Genomic DNA, 17,029 nt, shown 5'->3' with positions numbered 1-17,029 from the left:
GAGGAAGGTTCCCGTGCTTCAGCCCGGGCGGCCTCCGGAAGGACCGTCCGTTAGGGGGGAGGTCCTGCCCGGGCACGGGCGCTTGCTGCACCCAGGATGGAGCTGGCCGAAAGCTCAGTCATGACTTCGAGGGTGCTTCCCTCTCCCTCCGAGCAGCTGCGAAGGGCGGCCGCATGCCGGGCAGCGACCTCCGCAGCCACCGCGCAAGGGTCCCCGTCCGTGATGCCGCGCAAGGCGTCAGCCCCGGCGAGGGCAGCAAGATCAGCCGCCGCAGCCGCCCTGCTGGCCATCACGGCTGACTGGGCCAAAAGCAGCAACAGCACTATGGCCATCATGATGACAAAAGCCAGTCCCGCGGCCAGGACACTTCCGGATCCGCGCTCCCGGCTGTCCGTGCCCTGGCCTGCACCCGCCGTCAACTTGCTGCTGCCGTTTCGCTTCGCGTTGAAGCGCGGGCGGTAAGGGTCCAGGGAACAGAGGCCCCTAGTGGGCCGCCTACCCGGTCTGTGACCGTCACGCTGAGCCACTCACCCTCTGTTGCAACTACCGCCGAGGCTGACGCTCCTGAGAGGGTCCGGACAACCTTCTGCACAGTGGCGGAATCATCACCACGCGCCAGTGCCCGGGCGCCGGCCCGCGCTCCCTCTTCCAGCCGCAGTTGGGTAATACCGGCCGCCGCACCCGCGAGGAGCATGGCAAGCAGCAGCAGGACGGCTGGCAGTGTTACAGCGAACTCTGCGGTGACCGCACCGCGGGACGCTGCGGGCTTGCTGCTGCGGCTGCGGCTGCGGCTGCAGCTGCTGGTGCTGTGGCCGTTGCAGCTGCTGGTGCTGTGGCTGTTGCAGCGATCTGCCAACCGCAGGAGGCCGCCACTGGGGCAACGGTCTACCGCCGCGCGACCAGCAGCCGCTCCGGCCTGCAGCGCCGGAGCCGTCCGGCTGCCCGGACCTGGGGGCAGCCAACGTTGCAGCAGGTCCGGGACGCCGGTCATGGCAAGGCCAGCGCCGTGCGGATCAGGTTCAGCAGGAACCCCCGCACTTCCTCGCTGCGAAGGATGAAGACCAGCAGCCCGGCAAAGCCGACAGCCGCGAGAGTGGTGATGGCGTATTCAGCGGTGGCCATCCCCGCTTCCGACCCCAGCAACCGGCGGGCGCCCAAACGATGACCGGCAGCAGCTGCTCCGGGGTAGAGCTCGACGACGTTTGCCGGCAATGGAGGGGTGACGGCCTGTCGGGAGTAAAGGGGCCCGCCGCCGCTGAAGCGCCGTTTAGTGTTTGATCGGGCTGCTGCGAGCGCTGCAGTTCCGGTGGCGAAGTGGCGGTCCTGGTTGATGGACATGTGGTGTTTCCTTTCGGTTGGCCGGCAGGGTTGCCGGCTGCTTCGACTCTTCCGCGGCGCGCTCGAAGCGATAAGGCCCGCGCTTGTGTAAGTGGAAAAGCCATCTGGGTTCCCCTCTGTGGAGGGAAAGAGCGGACCATGCCAGTACGGCCGGAGCCGTCCCTCCGGCTGTCTGGCTTGATCTGCCGGGCATGCTGTTCCGGTTACTGGCCGGACGGGACCAGGGCGTCATTGGCCGGAAGGCACCGCGGTGTTACTGGCCCGAAGGCCTCGCGGTATTACTGACCGGACGGCACCAGGGCGAGCAGAACGGGTACAACGCCCAGGCAGATGAAGGCCGGCAGCGAACACAGCCCCAGCGGGACCACCAGCTTCACGCCCAGCGAGGCCGCCCGCTTCTCCGCGGCACGAAACCTTTCCCGGCGGAGCCTCGCGGCCTGGGCGTACAGAATTGCGGACGACGGGGCCCCGGTCAGTGCCGCAAACCCCAATGCATCCCGCAGCTCCAGAATCTCGGGAAGCCGGACAGCCGAGCTGCGCCAGGCAGTCTCCCAGTCGGCACCGATCGCGAGCGCCGAAACAACCGGCCGGAGGGAGTCGCTGTAGTGTGCGGAAGCAGAGGCCGTCACCAGTTCGAGTGAGCGCCCTATGCCAGAGCCTGCATCCAGCATCGCCGCCACCAGTTCGAGCATCATGGCGGTGTCCTTCAGGCCATCGGGACCGGCCCGGTTCCGGGTCCGCCCGTCCGCCTCCCGTGAACCGGTGTCCCGGCCAGAGGCCCCCCGCGGCTCCAGGTTGAGCAGCCGCTTCCGTGCCCTGCCTCCGTGGGGACTCAGGAGACCAGCCACAGCGGCCAGGGTAAGAAAAAGCGCGGCTGCCAGAACAAGAGGACCCGTCACGGCAATCCCCCGCCGGCCGCAGCGGCAACCAGCCTGGCGGACCACACCCTACCCGCAACGGTCAGCGCCACGCCGGCCGCGAGCGCTGCGAGCCCCAGCGGAGTGCCCAGCAATATCGCCAGCGGGTCCACGCCGAGGGCGATTCCAAGGCCCAGTCCCATGAGCGGAAGCCAGGTCAACAAAGTGACCGTGGCCTTGGGCCCGGCCAAGGCGGTTTGCCGGGCAGCATCGGCGTCGTCCTCGACCTCAAGCTGCGCCGCGAACCTGGTGAGCACGTCGGCCAGGGGACAACCGCTTGCTTCTGCGATGTCGAAACACGCTGCCAGTTCCGACCAGATGCGGAACTCCCTGTTGGGCCGCGGGAAGACTGCCGGCAAAGAGCGGCGGATGGCCTCCGATACCGGGGTCCCCGCCCCGGCAGCTGCCCGGGCTGCTGCCAGCATTACAACCGACCCGGTGGTTAAGCCGCGGGCGGGCACCCCTGCCGCTTGTACCGCCCCCGGCGCCGGCACCTGGTCTTGCCCCGAGCCAGGTCCGAGCCTGGCCGGGCCGTGCGATCCGGGCCGTGCAGCGCCATAGACAAACCACAGCTCGTCCCAAAGCCGGGCGGGGGTGCGCCCTCCCTTGAGCAGTGCAGCCAATTGCTGAACCACGACCGTCATGGGTACCCCGGCAGCGGATGTTGCCGCTTTCCCGACTCCAGCCCTGACCTGCCGGATCCGCCCCGGCCAGCCAACATCAGGCGCTGTATGCGCAGGACCACCAGTTGCGCGGCGAAACCTCGATGCCGCGCCCTGCGGCGGGCAAAGAACCAATACCACCGCCAGCACCAGGACGCCGGCAAGAACAACCGTCACAGCTGCTCCCCCGGATCGAGTCCAAGCCGGCAGGCGAGAGCCGGCCATCCCTGGCCGGGAACGGAAACCGCTGCATGGATTTCCAGCGCCGGTAGGACACGCAGGCCGCCGGGGCCGTCGTCAATCAGGCCAATGCAGGACACTTGCCTGCCCCGGCTGGTCCTCTCGACATGAATCACCACATCAAGGGCACTGGCTGCCTGAAGACGCACCCCGTCCGGGCTCAACCCTGCCAGCGCACCAAGCGCTGTCAGGCGGGCCGGAACCGCGGTGGCAGTGTTCGCATGGATGGTTCCGCCCCCGCCGCTGTGGCCGGTGTTCATCGCAGTAAGCAGTTCCCGCACCTCGGCCCCCCGGCATTCCCCGACCACCAGCCGGTCCGGCCTCATGCGCAGGGCCTGCCGGACAAGCTCACCCAAGCCCACCTCCCCGCCGCCCTCAAGATTCCCGTGGCGGGACTCAAGGGAAACCACGTGAGGATGGACGGGGTTCAGCTCGGAGGCATCTTCTATGAGGACCAGCCGCTCCTCCCGGGCACAAAGCCCCAGCAAGGTGGACAGCAGGGTGGTCTTGCCGGATCCCGTGGCGCCACTGATCAGGAAACTGAGCCGATGCTCCAGTACTTTCTCCAGGACTTCCTTGACGAACGGCCCGAACAGTCCCGCGGCCTGCAGTTCCTCCATGGTGAACACCCGCTCCCGGCGGATCCTGACGCTGAGCAGGGTGCCCGCAGTGGACACCGGCGGCAGGACGGCGTGGACGCGGTAACCTCCCGGCAACCGCACGTCCACGCAGGGCGAGCCGTCATCCAGGCGCCTCCCTCCCGCAGCGACCAGCCTGCAGGCAAGCGCCCGCAGCTGGGCCTCGTCAGTGAAAACAACAGGGACACGTTCAATGCCACGGCCACGATCCACCCAAACGGATTCCGGTGCGTTGACGAAAATATCGGTCACTGCCGGATCCCGCGTGAGCTGCTGCAGGGGCCCCAACCCGTTTAGCTCGGCGCTGATCCGCTCCACCGCCGCGAGTGAACCGGCCGTGCCCAGCAGCTTGCCAGTGGCCTGTACCGCCGCTGCCACCCGCGAAGGAGTCACCACCCCGGCGTCCGCCATCATGGACTCCCGGACCGATTCCAGCAATCCGGAATCAACCGGAAGGCGCCCCTCCCGCCGCAGATCACGGCGTTGGGCCTCCATGTTCCGGGCCCGCCGACGCAGTCCGTCCGCGGCTCCCGCTCCATGTGGGGACGGCTGCTGCTTCATCCGAGTTCCTCTGCCGCCAAGTCGTCCCCGAGGGCTTCGAGCACCGATGCAACAAAACGCTGGACGCACCGCCGCCTGCCCAAGTCCAGGAGCCGGCCGGATTCCATTGCCGCACTGACACCACGGAGCTCCGGCACCCGTCCCTGCACGGGAAGCCCGATGGCCTCGGAAAGAAGTGATCCGTCCAGCGCTGCACCAGGCCTGCCACGGACCAGAAGTGTGGCCTCAATCGGTGGAAACTCCTGCATCAGCCGCACCGCTGCGACGGCGGCCTTCAGCTGGGCGGGAACCACCATCATGATGCGGTCGCAGTCCCAGGCATAGGCCTGCAGCGGCCCCGTTCCCCTGCCGATGTCGACAACAACCAGCTCGTAGCCGCGGCGTGCGGCGTCAAGGACTCCGGCGGTGGTGGCGGCCGCCACGGGAGGGGGCTGTTCCCGGCTGGCCGGCCAGGACAGGAACGAGAAGCCTCCGGCAACCGGAAGCGAATCCGACAGCTGGCCGGGATCGATGCTGCCGTGGGCTTCAGAAAGATCAGGCCAGCGCAGTCCGGGGCTCTCTTCCGCTGCAATAGCCAGTTCCAGTCCGCCGCCCCACGGGTCGCCGTCAACCAGCAGTACGCGCGCTCCCATCCCGGCGGCGGCCTGGGCCACCCAAACGGCGGCAGTGGTGGCTCCGGCGCCGCCGCACCCGCCGGTGACCCCGAGGACCATGCCGCCGGGACCGGGCGACCGGGACCGGCTCAGGTGATCGGCGAGCCATGCGGCGGCATCCGGCAGTACCGCCACCCGCTCCGCTCCCAGTGCTGCAGCCAGGTGCCATAAGCTGTCCCCTTCACCGTCGAGGCCCACCAGGACGGCTGGTGCGCGCCGGCGTGGCGGGAGCTCCCGGATGTCGCTGCCCACCAGAACTGCCGCAGCCCCGTCCCAGTACCTGCCGCCCTCGAGGGCATCGGCCACCACACGAAGGTGGGCACCGGCCGCGGCGACGATACGCTCCACTTCGGCCCGCAACAAGGCCGACGAGGTAACCAGCAGTACCTCTTCCGCGCCGTCCGGCAGCCAGGCCGCGCCGCTCCCTCCTTGACTCCCGGGCCGGGCCGGACCAGTCTGCGGGAGCTCAACAGGAAGCCGCCGGGACGGGGGCCCGGACCGGCCGGGATCAGAATCGGATGGGGTCAGCTGGTGCCTGCTCATGGAACCACTGTCCCCGGACGGGCGGCCGGCGGATAAGGAAGGCAAGCCGTATGTGCACAACCCGGTTTAGACAGCAGCCTTGTGCAGGAAGAGTCATCAGGACCGCACCACTCCAAAGACAAGGCAGAATTGGAACATGTATCTCCTGCTGGCCGCCCACCCCCAGGGCGCGGTCCTGCAGGAACTCACCCAAACGGGCCACCCCCATCCATCCAACCCCGAACCCCGCCCCGTTCCCGCACGGGAACTTCCCGCCGTCGTCAAGGACCTGGAACGCCGGCCGCAGGGCGGGCAGCATCCCCGCTGGATCTGGCACCGGACACAGGACTGGTACCCGGCGCTGCTGGCGGCCGGGGCGGAACTGGACCGCTGCCACGACCTGAGCCTGTGCGGCAACATCCTGGCGCACTCACAGTTCACCGCCCACACCGAATACGCGGCAAACGCGGACCAGGTCACCCTCGACGATCCGCAACAACCGCCCCGGGCCCTGCAGCCGCCTCCGCCGCCACCGGAACAGGACGCCCTTTTCGAAAATCCTGACACCGGCGCCGGACCCCGGCATACACTTGGGGACCTCCGGGAAGAATACGCCGCCCAGCGGGCCGCCCTCGCTTCCGTCAGCGGCGAGGAGAACCGGCGAAACCGGCTTCAGCTTCTCCTGGCCGCCGAATCTGCCAGCGCCATGATTGCCGCTGAGATGCAGCACGCCGGAGTGCCCTGGCGGGAGGACCTCCATGAGCAAATCCTGGCCGGTTACCTCGGCCCCCGTCCGCCCATGGGCCATCGCCCGGCAAAGCTCGAGGCCCTGAACCTTGAACTGCGCAACCTGTTGAACGCGCCAACCCTGAACCCCGATTCCCCGCAGGACCTGATGCGCGCCCTGCACCGGAACGGGATTGAGGTGAAAAGCACCCGGCAATGGGAGCTGAAAGAATCCACCCACCCCGCCATCGCCCCGCTGCTGGCCTACAAAAAGCTTTCGCGGCTGCACGCGGCCAACGGCTGGGCATGGCTGGATGCGTGGGTGTCCGGCGGCCGGTTCCGCCCCGAGTACGTGGTGGGCGGTGTGGTTTCAGGCCGCTGGGCGTCCAGGGGCGGCGGCGCCCTGCAGATACCGCGCCAGATCCGCGGCGCCGTCCACGCCGACCCCGGCTGCAAGCTCATCGTCGCGGACGCATCACAGCTTGAGCCGCGTGTCCTGGTGGCGCTGGCCAAGGACTCAACCATGGCCGAGGCCGCGAGGGACCAGGACCTCTACGCGGGCATCGCCGCCAAAGGGTTCGGCGGCGATCGGGCAAAAGCGAAGATGGCGCTGCTGGGGGCAATGTACGGAGCCACTTCCGGTGATGCCGGACGCCTCATGCCCCAGCTCGCCAGGATCTATCCCCGCGCCGTTGATTTTGTGGAACAGGCCGCCCGCGCCGGTGAATCCGGCGGAACCGTCACCACCAGGCTGGGCCGCAGCAGCCCGCCGCCGTCGGAACGGTGGTTCCAGAGCCAGCGGTCGTCGTCGGCGGAGGAGCAGCGGCGCGCGGATTCGCTTGCCCGTTCCAGGGGGCGCTTCACGCGGAACTTCGTGGTCCAGGGCTCCGCGGCGGACTGGGCTGCGTGCTGGCTCGCGGAATTACGACGCCGGTTGCGCACCGTCGGCGGGGAAGGGCCGGTCAGGGCGGAGCTGGTCTTCTTCCTCCACGACGAAGTGATGGTCCACGCGCCTGAGCACCTGGCGGGTGCGTGTATCAAGGCAATCGAGGACGCCGCCAGCGCGGCCAAGAACCTCCTGTTCGGACCTGTTCCCGTGGAATTTCCAGTCAGTGTGGCGGTAGTGGATTCCTACGACCACGCAAAGTAGAACCACGCCCGGAATACGCAAAACCAGGCCCCGCCGAGCAGCATGTCGAGGGAAGTAATCTACCCGGCAGTAGCTCGCGGGGGCGCGGTGACGCGGGTTACAGTCTCTTGGTGACTGAAACAGATCGGTCCGAAGGTTGATGCAACGAAGCACACCAAGGGGAGGTCCGGCTTATGGCGGGCAGGTTTGAAATTCATCGGGTAGGGGACGAGTCGTACCGGCTTCGGCTGACGGACGGGGAAGGCAACATCGTTGCCGTTTCACCAAACTTCAAGTCCCTCAACACAGTGTTGGAGGGCATCAACGCCATGCGCGAAAATGCGGCCACGGGAGTAGTAGTGGATCTGCGCAAACAGCAGGCCTGACACCGGCCGAGGCGGAAGGACGCACGGCGATACCGGCAACCGGACGGATCCCCCGGTCCGTGAACGTCACACACCCATCGGATGGACCCGGCTACTGTCCCACGGCACGGCCCAGCCCAACTGTTCAAAGAGGCCGTTCAGGACAATTCCGGTAAACCCCCACACCACCACACCGTTGACGGTGAAAGCGGGGCTGTCGAAAGTACGCCCGGCCCGGTGGACGGTGGCCATAACCCTGTTGTCCGGATCCAGCAGGTCCCGCACGGGCACCCGGAACACCTGGGCGGACTCGGCGTAGTCCACCACATGGACAGGCGAGGGCGACCGCCACCACCCCAGCACCGGGGTGACAAGGAAGTTGCTGTGGGCGAGGCCGAGCTCCTGCAGGGTTCCAAGGACTTCAACACCGTCCGAGTCGAGGCCAGTTTCCTCTTCCGCCTCGCGCAAGGCTGCCTGAACCGGTGTTTCCAGGGCGTCAATGCTGCCGCCCGGAAACGCCACCTGTCCGGGATGGGACCCCAGGGTGTGGGCCCGCTCCAGAAGCAGGACGTCAAGGTCTGCCGGTGCCAGCGGTTTCCCGGAAACGGCCGGAACGTCATCCAGGGCACCAAAAAGCATCAGGACCGCAGCCCTGCGTGCCAGTTGCGGATCAACGGTGAGCGCGGCCCAGAGGGGGTCAGGGGAGTCAGCAGAACCGGCGGCCGCCCTGCGGGCCAGGGCGATCAGGTCGTCACGGGCGCTCAAGGTGCCCTCTTTTGAGATTCCATCCTGATTTCGGCGGCCCTGTCCGTTTCGGCCAGCAGTTGTGACAACAGGGCTTCGTTGCCGGGCGCGAGTTCGTATTTGAGCAGCTTGGCCGCCTTGGCGGGATCCGTTTCGCCCAGGCCGTAGCTGGGGCACCAGTTCGCCACGGGGCAGGCGCCGCAGGCAGGTTTCCGGGAATGGCACACCCGGCGCCCGTGGAATACCACCCGGTGCGACAGCATGGTCCAGTCCCGCTTGTCGAAAAGCTCGGCGACGTCGTACTCGATCTGGACCGGGTCCTCGGACCGGGTCCAGCCAAACCGGCGGGCAAGGCGGCCAAAGTGGGTGTCCACCGTGATGCCGGGGATCCCGAAGGCGTTGCCCAGCACCACGTTGGCCGTCTTCCGCCCCACGCCCGGTAACGTCACCAGATCCTCCAGCCGCCCGGGCACCACGCCGTTGTACTCGTCCACCACACGGGTGCACAACGCCAAGAGGTTCCGTGTCTTGGCCCGAAAAAAGCCCGTGGGCTTGATGATCTCTTCGATCGTGGCCGGGTCCGCTTCCGCCATGGACCTTGCGTCCGGAAACCGGGCAAACAGCAGCGGAGTGATCTGGTTGACGGTGACGTCGGTGGTCTGTGCCGACAGGACAGTAGCCACCAACAGCTCGAACGGATTGCGGAAATCGAGCTCCGCGTGCGCGTAGGGGTACTTCTCGGCCAACGCCCTGTTGATGCGCCTTGCCCGCCGCTTCAGGCCAAGCATCGACTCCCCGGAGACTGCGGGCATGCCGCCAGCGGGGCCGGCGGGTGCTGCCGCTCCGCCGGCCTTTGGACCCCGGGGCGAGGCCATGTGTTAGCCGCGCTCGATATTGCTGAGATCGCGCAGCACGCCCAGCCGCCCGTCGGTGTGCTGGACCAGGAACTCATGCCCGCGATCTTCGAGCGCAAGCACCCAGCCACCGGGCTCGATAACAAAAGCGGGGGCTCCGGTGCGTGGGTCGAAGGCGGTACGGTGCTGCGCCACAGCAAACCAGAATGCCTCGTGGATGGGCTGTTCCTCCACTTGCTCCGGCCGGCTCGAGGGGTCCACCGTCGCCCCGATAGGCTCTTCGACGCGGACCTGCTGGTGCACCGCAGTGGCAGCGGGCGGCTCCCACGTGCCTTGAGCCGCGGCCGCAACCGAGGCCCCGCCGTCGTGGTTTGCGGCAGGCTGGTGGGCAGCAGGCCGGTGGGCTGCAGCGGCACCTGCAGCAGGGATGTCTCCCAGCTGTGTCTCTTCGGCCGCCGGGGCAGCAGAGGGACGGACGACGTCGGCAGCCTGGGTTGCCGGCCCCGGGTCGCCTGCGGAGGCGAGGCTGGAGGCTCCGCTGGAAACCGGAGCGGCGCCCGTAGCCTGGGTGCCGGCGTCGGCTCCGGCGGTGGGAACCGCTGCTGTTGCGGGCGCATGGTGTGAAGTGCCGCTCTGCACTGCGGAAGAACCGGCGCCGGCACCGGTGAACAGCCCTCCGCCTGAAACCGCGTTGGCGGACGTGGCCACAGCCTTGCCGGAGTCTGCTTTGCCGGATTCAGTCTTGGGCGGTTTGGGCGCCCGCGGCTTCTGGGCAGGGACGGCAGCTTCGCGGGCCACCACATGGGCCAGGGCGTCGGCACGGTCCTGGAAGTCCGGGGAGATATACGGAAGGAACCGGCCCAGGACCGTTACAGCGAAAAGCACCACGGCGCCGATCAGGCCCACCAGAAGGCTGGGAACGTAAGCTCCGGCCACGGACAGGAAGAAGAAGGCAACGGCGAAGGACGCAACCACCGAGGCGAACTGGTCAATGGACAGCGAACCGATCCGGATCTTTGTGCCCGGCGCCAGCCGCCGCGCGGCGAAGAGTGCGCTCACTGCCAACGGCAGGACGATGCCCAAGCCCAGGAAGAAGAGGTTGTTCAGGTTCCACAGGTTGTACCGTCCGCCGAAGATGGGGAGCAGGGAAGCGACGAACAGTATGACGGTGGCGGCGAACACGGCCAGGTCCCGGACGGTGAACGGACCCAGCACCGTCTGGTGGGCCTTCGCGCCGCCCTTAACCCCGGTTGAAGCCTGCCGGCCGGCGCCCGAAGCCGGGCCGGCGCCGGTGGCACTGGAGCCTGCCTCTGTGTCGGGGCCGGATTTCTGGCCGAAACTCTGCTGGTTCATTCTGTTCTCCTTAGCGTGGCGGCACCGGGGCTCGTAACCCCGAAACCGTGCCGTCGTACAGCGGTTCCTGCCCGTCCCGGGCTCTTGCCTGGCGTGGAAAGGACGGTCCGCAGTGAAGTCACAATTCCATCTCAGCCTAGTCAACAGCCTGACTGATCACTAGCTGGGCGCGGCGCCGGACGGCTGCCTGAGGCCGGGCGCGCGTACCATTCATCGCTTAATAAATGCCGTTCGCGGGCTTAGCTGTGACACTGCACACATCGCTCGCCGGGCAAGCACTAGTCTTGATTCCGGAACAGCTCTTTGCGGAACTCCCTGACCAGCAGGTGCCCGGCGTCGTGCAGGCGGCGGAACCCGGCCCGACGGCGGATCTCCGCGCAGCAAAGATCGATGAATGATGAGGTTCACATGTCCCAGGACACTTCCAGCTCCACGGCCACCGATTCAGCAGGTACAGGGAAGAACAGCCAGCAGGGCGACGCCTTTGAAAACCTGCTTCACGAGACCCGCGCATTCCCGCCGAGTCCTGAATTTGCGGCCAACGCTGTTGTCAGCGCCGGCGAATACCAGGAGGCCGACGCCGATCGTCCCGCGTTCTGGGCCAAGCAGGCCCGGGAGCTTTTGACCTGGAGCAAGGACTTTGACCAGGCGCTTGACTGGTCCAACCCGCCCTTCGCGAAGTGGTTCGTGGGTGGCGAGGTCAACGCCGCCTACAACGCGCTGGACCGGCACGTGGAGAACGGGCGCGGCGACCGGGTAGCCATCCACTTCGAGGGCGAGCCAGGCGATACCCGCACCTACACCTACGCGCAGTTAACCGAAGAGGTGAAGAAAGCAGCCAATGCCTTCGAGTCCCTCGGCGTCGTTAAGGGTGACCGCGTAGCTGTCTACCTGCCCATGATCCCCGAAGCCGTCATCACGCTGCTGGCCTGCGCCCGGATCGGGGCGGTGCACTCGGTGGTGTTCGGGGGCTTTTCTGCCGACGCGCTGCGGTCCAGGATCGAGGACGCCGAGGCCAAGCTCGTGGTCACCGCTGACGGCACCTACCGCCGCGGCAAGCCCAGCGCACTGAAGACCGCCGTCGACGACGCCCTCGCCAATGACGGCCATACGGTCCAGAACGTGGTGGTGGTCAAGCGCAACGGCCAGGACGTTGACTGGCATGAGGGCCGGGACCACTGGTGGGCGGACACCGTCGAGGCCGCCTCCACCGAGCACACCGCCGTCGGCCACGACTCCGAGCACCCGTTGTTTATCCTCTACACCTCCGGCACCACCGGCAAGCCGAAAGGCATCCTGCACACCACCGGCGGCTACCTCACCCAAACCGCATACACGCACAAGGCAGTGTTCGACCTGCACCCGGACACGGACGTTTACTGGTGCACGGCCGACGTCGGCTGGGTCACCGGCCACTCCTACGTCACCTACGCACCGCTCATCAACGGCGCCACCCAGGTGATGTACGAAGGCACCCCGGACTCCCCGCACCAGGGCCGCTGGTGGGAGATCGTGGAAAAGTACAAGGTCTCCATCCTCTACACCGCGCCCACCGCCATCCGCACCTTCATGAAGTGGGGCCGTGATATCCCGGACAAGTACGACCTGTCCTCTCTGCGCGTGCTCGGGTCCGTGGGCGAACCCATCAACCCCGAGGCCTGGATGTGGTACCGGAAGGTCATCGGCGGGAACCGGACTCCCATCGTGGACACCTGGTGGCAGACCGAGACCGGCGCCCAGATGATCGCCCCGCTTCCCGGCGTCACCGCAGCCAAGCCGGGTTCCGCGCAGGTCCCGCTTCCCGGCATCGCCGTGGACGTGGTGGATGAGATGGGCGAATCCGTACCGGACGGACACGGCGGCTTCCTGGTGATCCGCGAGCCGTGGCCCGCCATGCTCCGCGGCATCTGGGGCGACCCGGAACGGTTCAAGGACACCTACTGGTCCCGGTTCGAAAACATGTACTTCGCCGGGGACGGCGCCAAAAAAGACGAAGACGGCGACATCTGGCTCCTGGGCCGCGTGGACGACGTCATGAACATCTCCGGCCACCGTCTGTCCACGACCGAAATCGAATCCGCCCTGGTGTCCCATCCTGCCGTGGCCGAAGCCGCGGTCGTGGGCGCCTCTGACGAGACCACCGGACAGGCCGTCGTCGCGTTTGTCATCCTGCGTGGGGACGCCGCCAACAACGGTGACGAAACCGTCCAGGAACTCCGTAACCACGTGGGCAAGGAAATTGGCCCCATCGCCAAACCGAAGAACATCCTCGTGGTTCCGGAACTGCCCAAGACCCGCTCCGGCAAGATCATGCGGCGCCTCCTCAAGGACGTCGCCGAAGGCCGCGACCCGGGCGACGCCACCACCCTCTCCGACCCCACGATCATGCAGCAGATCGCGCAGTCGCTACGAAAGTAGGAGACGGTGGAGGGGAGGCAGTCAACCTCCCCTCCACCGGGCCGGCCCTAGACTGGGAGCAGACCAGTCCACCCAGCATCGAAGGATCCATCGGAATGCTCGCCGTCGCGCGCCATCAGTCCATCCTGGAGGCTCTGCAGCGTGAGCGTGTTGTGCGGGTCTCCGACCTTGCCCAGCAACTCGGTGTTTCATTGATGACCGTGCGCCGGGACATCGAATTGCTCGAAGAGGGCGGGAAGCTGGAGCGGATCCACGGCGGCGCCAAACTTCCGGGGGACGCCGGCGCGCACGAGCCCGGGTTCGAGCTGAAATCGACGCAGCTGACCGCCGAGAAACGCGCCATCGCCTTGGAAGCAGCCGGCCTGGTCCAGGAAGGCATGGCGGTGGGGCTGAGCGCCGGAACCACCACGTGGGCGCTGGCCAAGGAACTGACCAACGGGCCACGGATCACTGTGGTGACCAACTCGGTGCGCATCGCAGACCTGTTCCATCACAGCCCCTCCGCAGGGTCCAGCGGCGCTGCCTCCACGGTGATCCTCATCGGCGGCGAGCGCACGCCGTCGGACGCCCTGGTGGGGCCCATTGCCACCGGTGCGCTGAAGCAGCTGCACCTGGACCTGCTGTTCCTTGGGGTCCACGGCATGGATGCCACCGCCGGATTTACAACTCCCAACCTGCTCGAAGCCGAAACGGACCGGGCATTCGTGGCAGCCGCCCGCAAAACCGTGGTGCTGGCTGACCACACCAAATGGGGTCTGCTGGGCATCAGCTCCATTGCTTCACTCGAGGAGGTGGACGAAGTCATCAGCGATCCAGGTCTCGGTGCCGAAGCGCAGCGCGTCCTCCAGGAGCGGGTGGGCCGGCTGCGGCTTGCGGAGGTTTAGCCGGAAAGGATCAGGCGCACCCGCAGGATTACCTCGCTGAAGCAGCCCTCGGGTACTGAGACGTAAAAATGCACGGCAACCGGGCCTACCCGATAGATTTGCACGCATGACCGAACCCTCTGCATCAGCCAGCCGCGGAACCATCCTGGTAATTAACGGACCCAACCTGAATCTCCTGGGCACCCGTGAACCGGAAAAGTACGGCACGTCCACCCTGGCTGACGTGGAAGAACTGGCTGCCCGGACCGCAGAGGGGCATGGGTTCGCGGCTGAGTGCGTTCAGTCGAACCATGAGGGCGTCCTGCTGGACACCATTCACGCAGCCCGAGGTTCCGCCGTCGGCATTGTCCTGAACGCCGGCGCCTTCACCCACACGTCCGTTGCCCTCCGTGATGCCCTGGCGGCAGTGCAGCTGCCGACAGTGGAAGTGCACATCACCAACGTGCACCAGCGCGAGGAGTTCCGGCACCACTCGTTCCTCTCGCCGGTCTGCTCGGCCGTGATCGTGGGCGCGGGCGTGTTCGGCTACAAGCTGGCCATCGACTACCTCGCTGAAGTCCTGTAAGCAGCTACTTTTGGATGCACTGCCCGGAGGAAACGGGCGCACTCAGTGCCGGCGCCTGCGCTGCCACCGGGTTCAGGTCGTCCATGGTGATCGCAAAACCCATCTCGGCGTCCGACGTTGCCTTGGCGAAGATGACTCCGGCCACCTGTCCTTCGGTGGTCAGCAGCGGGCCGCCGGAGTTCCCGGGCTGGACGTTTCCGGCCAACCGGTAAATTTCTTCCGGCGAGGGGTTGGTGCCATAGATATCCGGTACCAGCACCGTGGTGATGTCCTGGACGGTGGCCGGCCGGGACTGGAAGGGGCCGCCATGCGGGTAGCCTGCGAACGCGGCCGGGCTTCCGTTGGGCAGGTCGGCGCTCAGGGGCAGCGGCTGGGCAGGCAGGTCGTCCACCGCCAGCACCGCGAGGTCATGCCGGGTGTCGAAGTAGACCACCCGCCCGGGCATTGCGCCACCGCCGGGCATCTCCACGACGGGCTGTGACACGCCCGCCACCACGTGCGCATTTGTTACTACGCGGTCTTCGGAAACAACGAAGCCTGTCCCTGTCTGGTTCTGGCCGCACTGGTAGGCGGTGCCGGCAATTCTCAGGACGGATCCGGCAGCCCTGTTCAGGGCTGGGGTGTCGGTGCTGGCATCCGGCGCAGGCATGGTCGGGCCCTGGTCCAGTCCCTCAATCAGGGTAGGAATACCGTTGCCGATCACTGTTGAACGCAGCTGGGCCATGGTGGCCTTCACCGGATCCGGCGTCAGGCCGTCAATGAATCGGATGACCCGCGATTCTGCCAACTGCTGGGAAACAAAGGGGACACCGAGGGAGCTGACGCTGAAGGCCAGCATGGACATGACCAGTGCGGCGACGGCGACGTTGGCTGCACCGCCCACCAGCCGGTCCACCGCCCGGAGAGGCGGAATCCGGACTGCGCCACGGATCTGCCGGCCCATCATCGTGCCGAGGCCATGTCCCAGAACCACCAGCGCGACGGCGGCGGCAATGATGGCGGTAAGCCTCCACCCGGAGTCCTCCACGAAGCCGCTCACCAGGGGGACCGCGAAGAACGCCGCCACCGCTCCTGCAGCGAATCCGGCGATGCCGCCCACTGTGACAAGGAACCCGTTCCGCAGGCCGTAGATCAGGTAGGACAGCAGCACCAGGATCAGGACCAGGTCCAGGACAGTCAAGCCGACCACTAAGGCTCCTTATAAGCAGTTGTAAGCACATTCTAGTGGCGCAGGCTGGCAATCTTCTGTGGGTTCGCTTCCCCCAGGGCGCCCTCCGCTTGGGCGTTTTGGCTGCCAAGTTCGTCACAGAACCTTGAAAATTCTGAAACAATGGCACAAGCGCCACAGCCGACACTTTTATTCAGGAGATTTTATGGACATCGAGGTACTGCGCCGAGCACCACTTTTCGCCACGCTCGACGACGACGCATTCCGTCTGCTGACGGACGAGCTTACCGAGGTGGACCTTTCCCGCGGTGCTTCGGTTTTCCGCGAGGGTGACCAGGGCGACCAGCTCTACTTCATCGTCTCGGGCAAGGTGAAGCTCGGCCGCACCTCCCCGGACGGCCGGGAATCCCTCCTTGCCATCCTCGGCCCGGGTGAGCTCTTCGGCGAAATGGCCCTTTTTGATCCCAGCCCGCGCACTGCCACCGCCACCGCTGTGTCCGAAACCCGCCTGGCCGGGCTGAAGAACGAAAGCCTGAACAACCTGCTGCGCACCCGCCCGGAGGTCTCCGCCCAGCTCCTGCAGGCCCTGGCCCGCCGGCTGCGCCGCACCAACGACTCCCTGTCCGACCTGGTGTTCTCCGATGTTCCCGGCCGCGTCGCCAAGGCCCTCCTGGACCTGGCTGACCGCTTCGGCAGGCCCGCGACCGATGGCGTCCTGGTCGCGCACGAGCTCACCCAGGAAGAGCTGGCCCAGCTCGTCGGCGCCTCCCGGGAAACCGTGAACAAGGCCCTCGCCGAGTTCGTCCAGCGCGGCTGGCTGCGCCTGGAAGCCCGCGCCGTCGTCATCCTGGACATGCAGCGCCTCCGTCAGCGCTCCCGCTAGTCCTACCGCACAGGGCCGCCCTCCGGGGCGGCCCTTTTGCATGCCCGCGGCCGCCCGAAAGCCGGCACCCGCGGCAGGGTGCACCCCACCCGCTCCTTCAGGGCCAACCCTCTACCACTCAATGCCGCTTTCCAGGCAACCCTCTATCACTCAATGCCGCGTTCTAGGCAACCCTCTATCACTCAATGCGGCTTTCCAGGCAACCCTCTATCCGATCCTGCTTGATGATTTCCGGTAGTGAGAGAGCGTCGCAGGAAAACCTGCCGCAAATGAGAGAGCGTCGCAGGAAAACCTGCCGAAATGAACTGCTCTCCTGAAGTTGGACTGAGAAATTCAGTTTTCGACTTCCGGGGAGCAGTTTCATGCGTGCTAATAGTTCTTTGTCTGAGGTCCAGCGTGAGGCCGCGGT

General features: G+C 66.7%; 18 protein-coding genes. 7 read left to right on the top strand and 11 right to left on the bottom strand.

Annotated features, from left to right (window positions below):
* Positions 1 to 50: 50 nt before the first annotated feature.
* From AC5RVN_RS16985 to ssd, 7 genes are all read right to left on the bottom strand, one after another.
* Positions 51 to 419, bottom strand: coding sequence for an Rv3654c family TadE-like protein (locus AC5RVN_RS16985; protein WP_494041454.1), 369 nt, complete (start codon positions 417 to 419; stop codon positions 51 to 53).
* A complete protein-coding gene (locus tag AC5RVN_RS16980; protein ID WP_494041453.1) occupies positions 416 to 991 on the bottom strand; it encodes a TadE family type IV pilus minor pilin in 576 nt (191 codons plus the stop codon). The genes AC5RVN_RS16985 and AC5RVN_RS16980 overlap by 4 nt, the downstream gene beginning before the upstream one ends.
* Complete coding sequence (locus tag AC5RVN_RS16975; protein ID WP_494041452.1) at positions 988 to 1,338, bottom strand: DUF4244 domain-containing protein; 351 nt, start codon at positions 1,336 to 1,338, stop codon at positions 988 to 990. The genes AC5RVN_RS16980 and AC5RVN_RS16975 overlap by 4 nt, the downstream gene beginning before the upstream one ends.
* A gap of 278 nt (positions 1,339 to 1,616) precedes the next feature.
* Positions 1,617 to 2,237, bottom strand: a complete 621-nt coding sequence (locus AC5RVN_RS16970; protein WP_494041451.1) for a type II secretion system F family protein — start codon at positions 2,235 to 2,237, stop codon at positions 1,617 to 1,619.
* Positions 2,234 to 3,094 carry a hypothetical protein gene (locus tag AC5RVN_RS16965; RefSeq protein WP_494041450.1) on the bottom strand — a complete coding sequence of 287 codons (861 nt, stop codon included), beginning with the start codon at positions 3,092 to 3,094 and terminating at the stop codon, positions 2,234 to 2,236. The genes AC5RVN_RS16970 and AC5RVN_RS16965 overlap by 4 nt, the downstream gene beginning before the upstream one ends.
* Positions 3,091 to 4,356: a TadA family conjugal transfer-associated ATPase gene (locus tag AC5RVN_RS16960; RefSeq protein WP_494138707.1), complete on the bottom strand. Its 1,266-nt coding sequence runs from the start codon at positions 4,354 to 4,356 to the stop codon at positions 3,091 to 3,093. The genes AC5RVN_RS16965 and AC5RVN_RS16960 overlap by 4 nt, the downstream gene beginning before the upstream one ends.
* The gene (gene ssd / locus AC5RVN_RS16955; RefSeq protein WP_494138706.1) at positions 4,353 to 5,552 is read right to left on the bottom strand and encodes a septum site-determining protein Ssd; all 1,200 of its coding nucleotides are present in this window, start codon (positions 5,550 to 5,552) and stop codon (positions 4,353 to 4,355) included. The genes AC5RVN_RS16960 and ssd overlap by 4 nt, the downstream gene beginning before the upstream one ends.
* Before the next feature lie 136 nt (positions 5,553 to 5,688).
* Here ssd and AC5RVN_RS16950 point away from each other — a divergent pair, with 136 nt between their 5' ends.
* Together AC5RVN_RS16950 and AC5RVN_RS16945 are read left to right on the top strand one after the other, a co-directional pair.
* On the top strand, positions 5,689 to 7,407 hold the full coding sequence (locus AC5RVN_RS16950; protein WP_494138705.1) for a bifunctional 3'-5' exonuclease/DNA polymerase: 1,719 nt from the start codon (positions 5,689 to 5,691) through the stop codon (positions 7,405 to 7,407).
* A gap of 173 nt (positions 7,408 to 7,580) precedes the next feature.
* On the top strand, positions 7,581 to 7,772 hold the full coding sequence (locus AC5RVN_RS16945; protein WP_494041446.1) for a YegP family protein: 192 nt from the start codon (positions 7,581 to 7,583) through the stop codon (positions 7,770 to 7,772).
* 66 nt (positions 7,773 to 7,838) lie between these two features.
* On the opposite strand, the gene AC5RVN_RS16940 is transcribed toward AC5RVN_RS16945, so the two are convergent.
* The 3 genes from AC5RVN_RS16940 to AC5RVN_RS16930 all read right to left on the bottom strand — a co-directional run bounded on the left by AC5RVN_RS16940 (position 7,839) and on the right by AC5RVN_RS16930 (position 10,702).
* On the bottom strand, positions 7,839 to 8,516 hold the full coding sequence (locus tag AC5RVN_RS16940; RefSeq protein ID WP_494041445.1) for an NUDIX hydrolase: 678 nt from the start codon (positions 8,514 to 8,516) through the stop codon (positions 7,839 to 7,841).
* Positions 8,513 to 9,307, bottom strand: a complete 795-nt coding sequence (nth, locus tag AC5RVN_RS16935) for an endonuclease III (protein WP_494138704.1) — start codon at positions 9,305 to 9,307, stop codon at positions 8,513 to 8,515. The genes AC5RVN_RS16940 and nth overlap by 4 nt, the downstream gene beginning before the upstream one ends.
* A gap of 66 nt (positions 9,308 to 9,373) precedes the next feature.
* A complete protein-coding gene (locus AC5RVN_RS16930) occupies positions 9,374 to 10,702 on the bottom strand; it encodes a reticulon family protein (RefSeq protein WP_494138703.1) in 1,329 nt (442 codons plus the stop codon).
* A gap of 245 nt (positions 10,703 to 10,947) precedes the next feature.
* On the opposite strand from AC5RVN_RS16930, the gene AC5RVN_RS16925 reads away from it, so the two are divergent.
* From AC5RVN_RS16925 to aroQ, 4 genes are all read left to right on the top strand, one after another.
* Entirely contained in the window at positions 10,948 to 11,100 is a 153-nt protein-coding gene (locus AC5RVN_RS16925; protein ID WP_494041443.1) for a hypothetical protein, read from the top strand.
* 10 nt (positions 11,101 to 11,110) lie between these two features.
* Complete coding sequence (gene acs, locus AC5RVN_RS16920) at positions 11,111 to 13,120, top strand: acetate--CoA ligase (RefSeq protein ID WP_494138702.1); 2,010 nt, start codon at positions 11,111 to 11,113, stop codon at positions 13,118 to 13,120.
* 95 nt (positions 13,121 to 13,215) lie between these two features.
* Positions 13,216 to 14,004: a DeoR/GlpR family DNA-binding transcription regulator gene (locus AC5RVN_RS16915; RefSeq protein WP_494138701.1), complete on the top strand. Its 789-nt coding sequence runs from the start codon at positions 13,216 to 13,218 to the stop codon at positions 14,002 to 14,004.
* Positions 14,005 to 14,110: 106 nt separating this feature from the next.
* A complete protein-coding gene (gene aroQ / locus AC5RVN_RS16910; RefSeq protein WP_494138700.1) occupies positions 14,111 to 14,569 on the top strand; it encodes a type II 3-dehydroquinate dehydratase in 459 nt (152 codons plus the stop codon).
* A gap of 4 nt (positions 14,570 to 14,573) precedes the next feature.
* Here aroQ and AC5RVN_RS16905 read toward each other — a convergent pair whose 3' ends face one another.
* Positions 14,574 to 15,758 (bottom strand): MarP family serine protease, encoded by a 1,185-nt coding sequence (locus AC5RVN_RS16905; RefSeq protein ID WP_494138699.1) that lies wholly within the window; start codon positions 15,756 to 15,758, stop codon positions 14,574 to 14,576.
* Positions 15,759 to 15,942: 184 nt separating this feature from the next.
* On the opposite strand from AC5RVN_RS16905, the gene AC5RVN_RS16900 reads away from it, so the two are divergent.
* The gene (locus AC5RVN_RS16900; RefSeq protein ID WP_009359192.1) at positions 15,943 to 16,620 is read left to right on the top strand and encodes a Crp/Fnr family transcriptional regulator; all 678 of its coding nucleotides are present in this window, start codon (positions 15,943 to 15,945) and stop codon (positions 16,618 to 16,620) included.
* Positions 16,621 to 17,029 lie beyond the last annotated feature (409 nt).

Source organism: Arthrobacter sp. sptzw32, assembly GCF_059089735.1.
This window is presented reverse-complemented; position numbering and strand designations above follow the sequence as displayed.

What these genes read in the sequence shown, in the direction of transcription:
- AC5RVN_RS16980 (WP_494041453.1), bottom strand. Translation starts at nt 991, where the DNA reads ATGACCGGCGTCCCGGACCTGCTGCAACGTTGGCTGCCCCCAGGTCCG.
- AC5RVN_RS16975 (WP_494041452.1), bottom strand. Translation starts at nt 1,338, where the DNA reads ATGTCCATCAACCAGGACCGCCACTTCGCCACCGGAACTGCAGCGCTC.
- AC5RVN_RS16960 (WP_494138707.1), bottom strand. Translation starts at nt 4,356, where the DNA reads ATGAAGCAGCAGCCGTCCCCACATGGAGCGGGAGCCGCGGACGGACTG.
- ssd (WP_494138706.1), bottom strand. Translation starts at nt 5,552, where the DNA reads ATGAGCAGGCACCAGCTGACCCCATCCGATTCTGATCCCGGCCGGTCC.
- AC5RVN_RS16950 (WP_494138705.1), top strand. Translation starts at nt 5,689, where the DNA reads ATGTATCTCCTGCTGGCCGCCCACCCCCAGGGCGCGGTCCTGCAGGAA.
- AC5RVN_RS16945 (WP_494041446.1), top strand. Translation starts at nt 7,581, where the DNA reads ATGGCGGGCAGGTTTGAAATTCATCGGGTAGGGGACGAGTCGTACCGG.
- nth (WP_494138704.1), bottom strand. Translation starts at nt 9,307, where the DNA reads ATGCCCGCAGTCTCCGGGGAGTCGATGCTTGGCCTGAAGCGGCGGGCA.
- AC5RVN_RS16930 (WP_494138703.1), bottom strand. Translation starts at nt 10,702, where the DNA reads ATGAACCAGCAGAGTTTCGGCCAGAAATCCGGCCCCGACACAGAGGCA.
- acs (WP_494138702.1), top strand. Translation starts at nt 11,111, where the DNA reads ATGTCCCAGGACACTTCCAGCTCCACGGCCACCGATTCAGCAGGTACA.
- AC5RVN_RS16915 (WP_494138701.1), top strand. Translation starts at nt 13,216, where the DNA reads ATGCTCGCCGTCGCGCGCCATCAGTCCATCCTGGAGGCTCTGCAGCGT.
- aroQ (WP_494138700.1), top strand. Translation starts at nt 14,111, where the DNA reads ATGACCGAACCCTCTGCATCAGCCAGCCGCGGAACCATCCTGGTAATT.
- AC5RVN_RS16900 (WP_009359192.1), top strand. Translation starts at nt 15,943, where the DNA reads ATGGACATCGAGGTACTGCGCCGAGCACCACTTTTCGCCACGCTCGAC.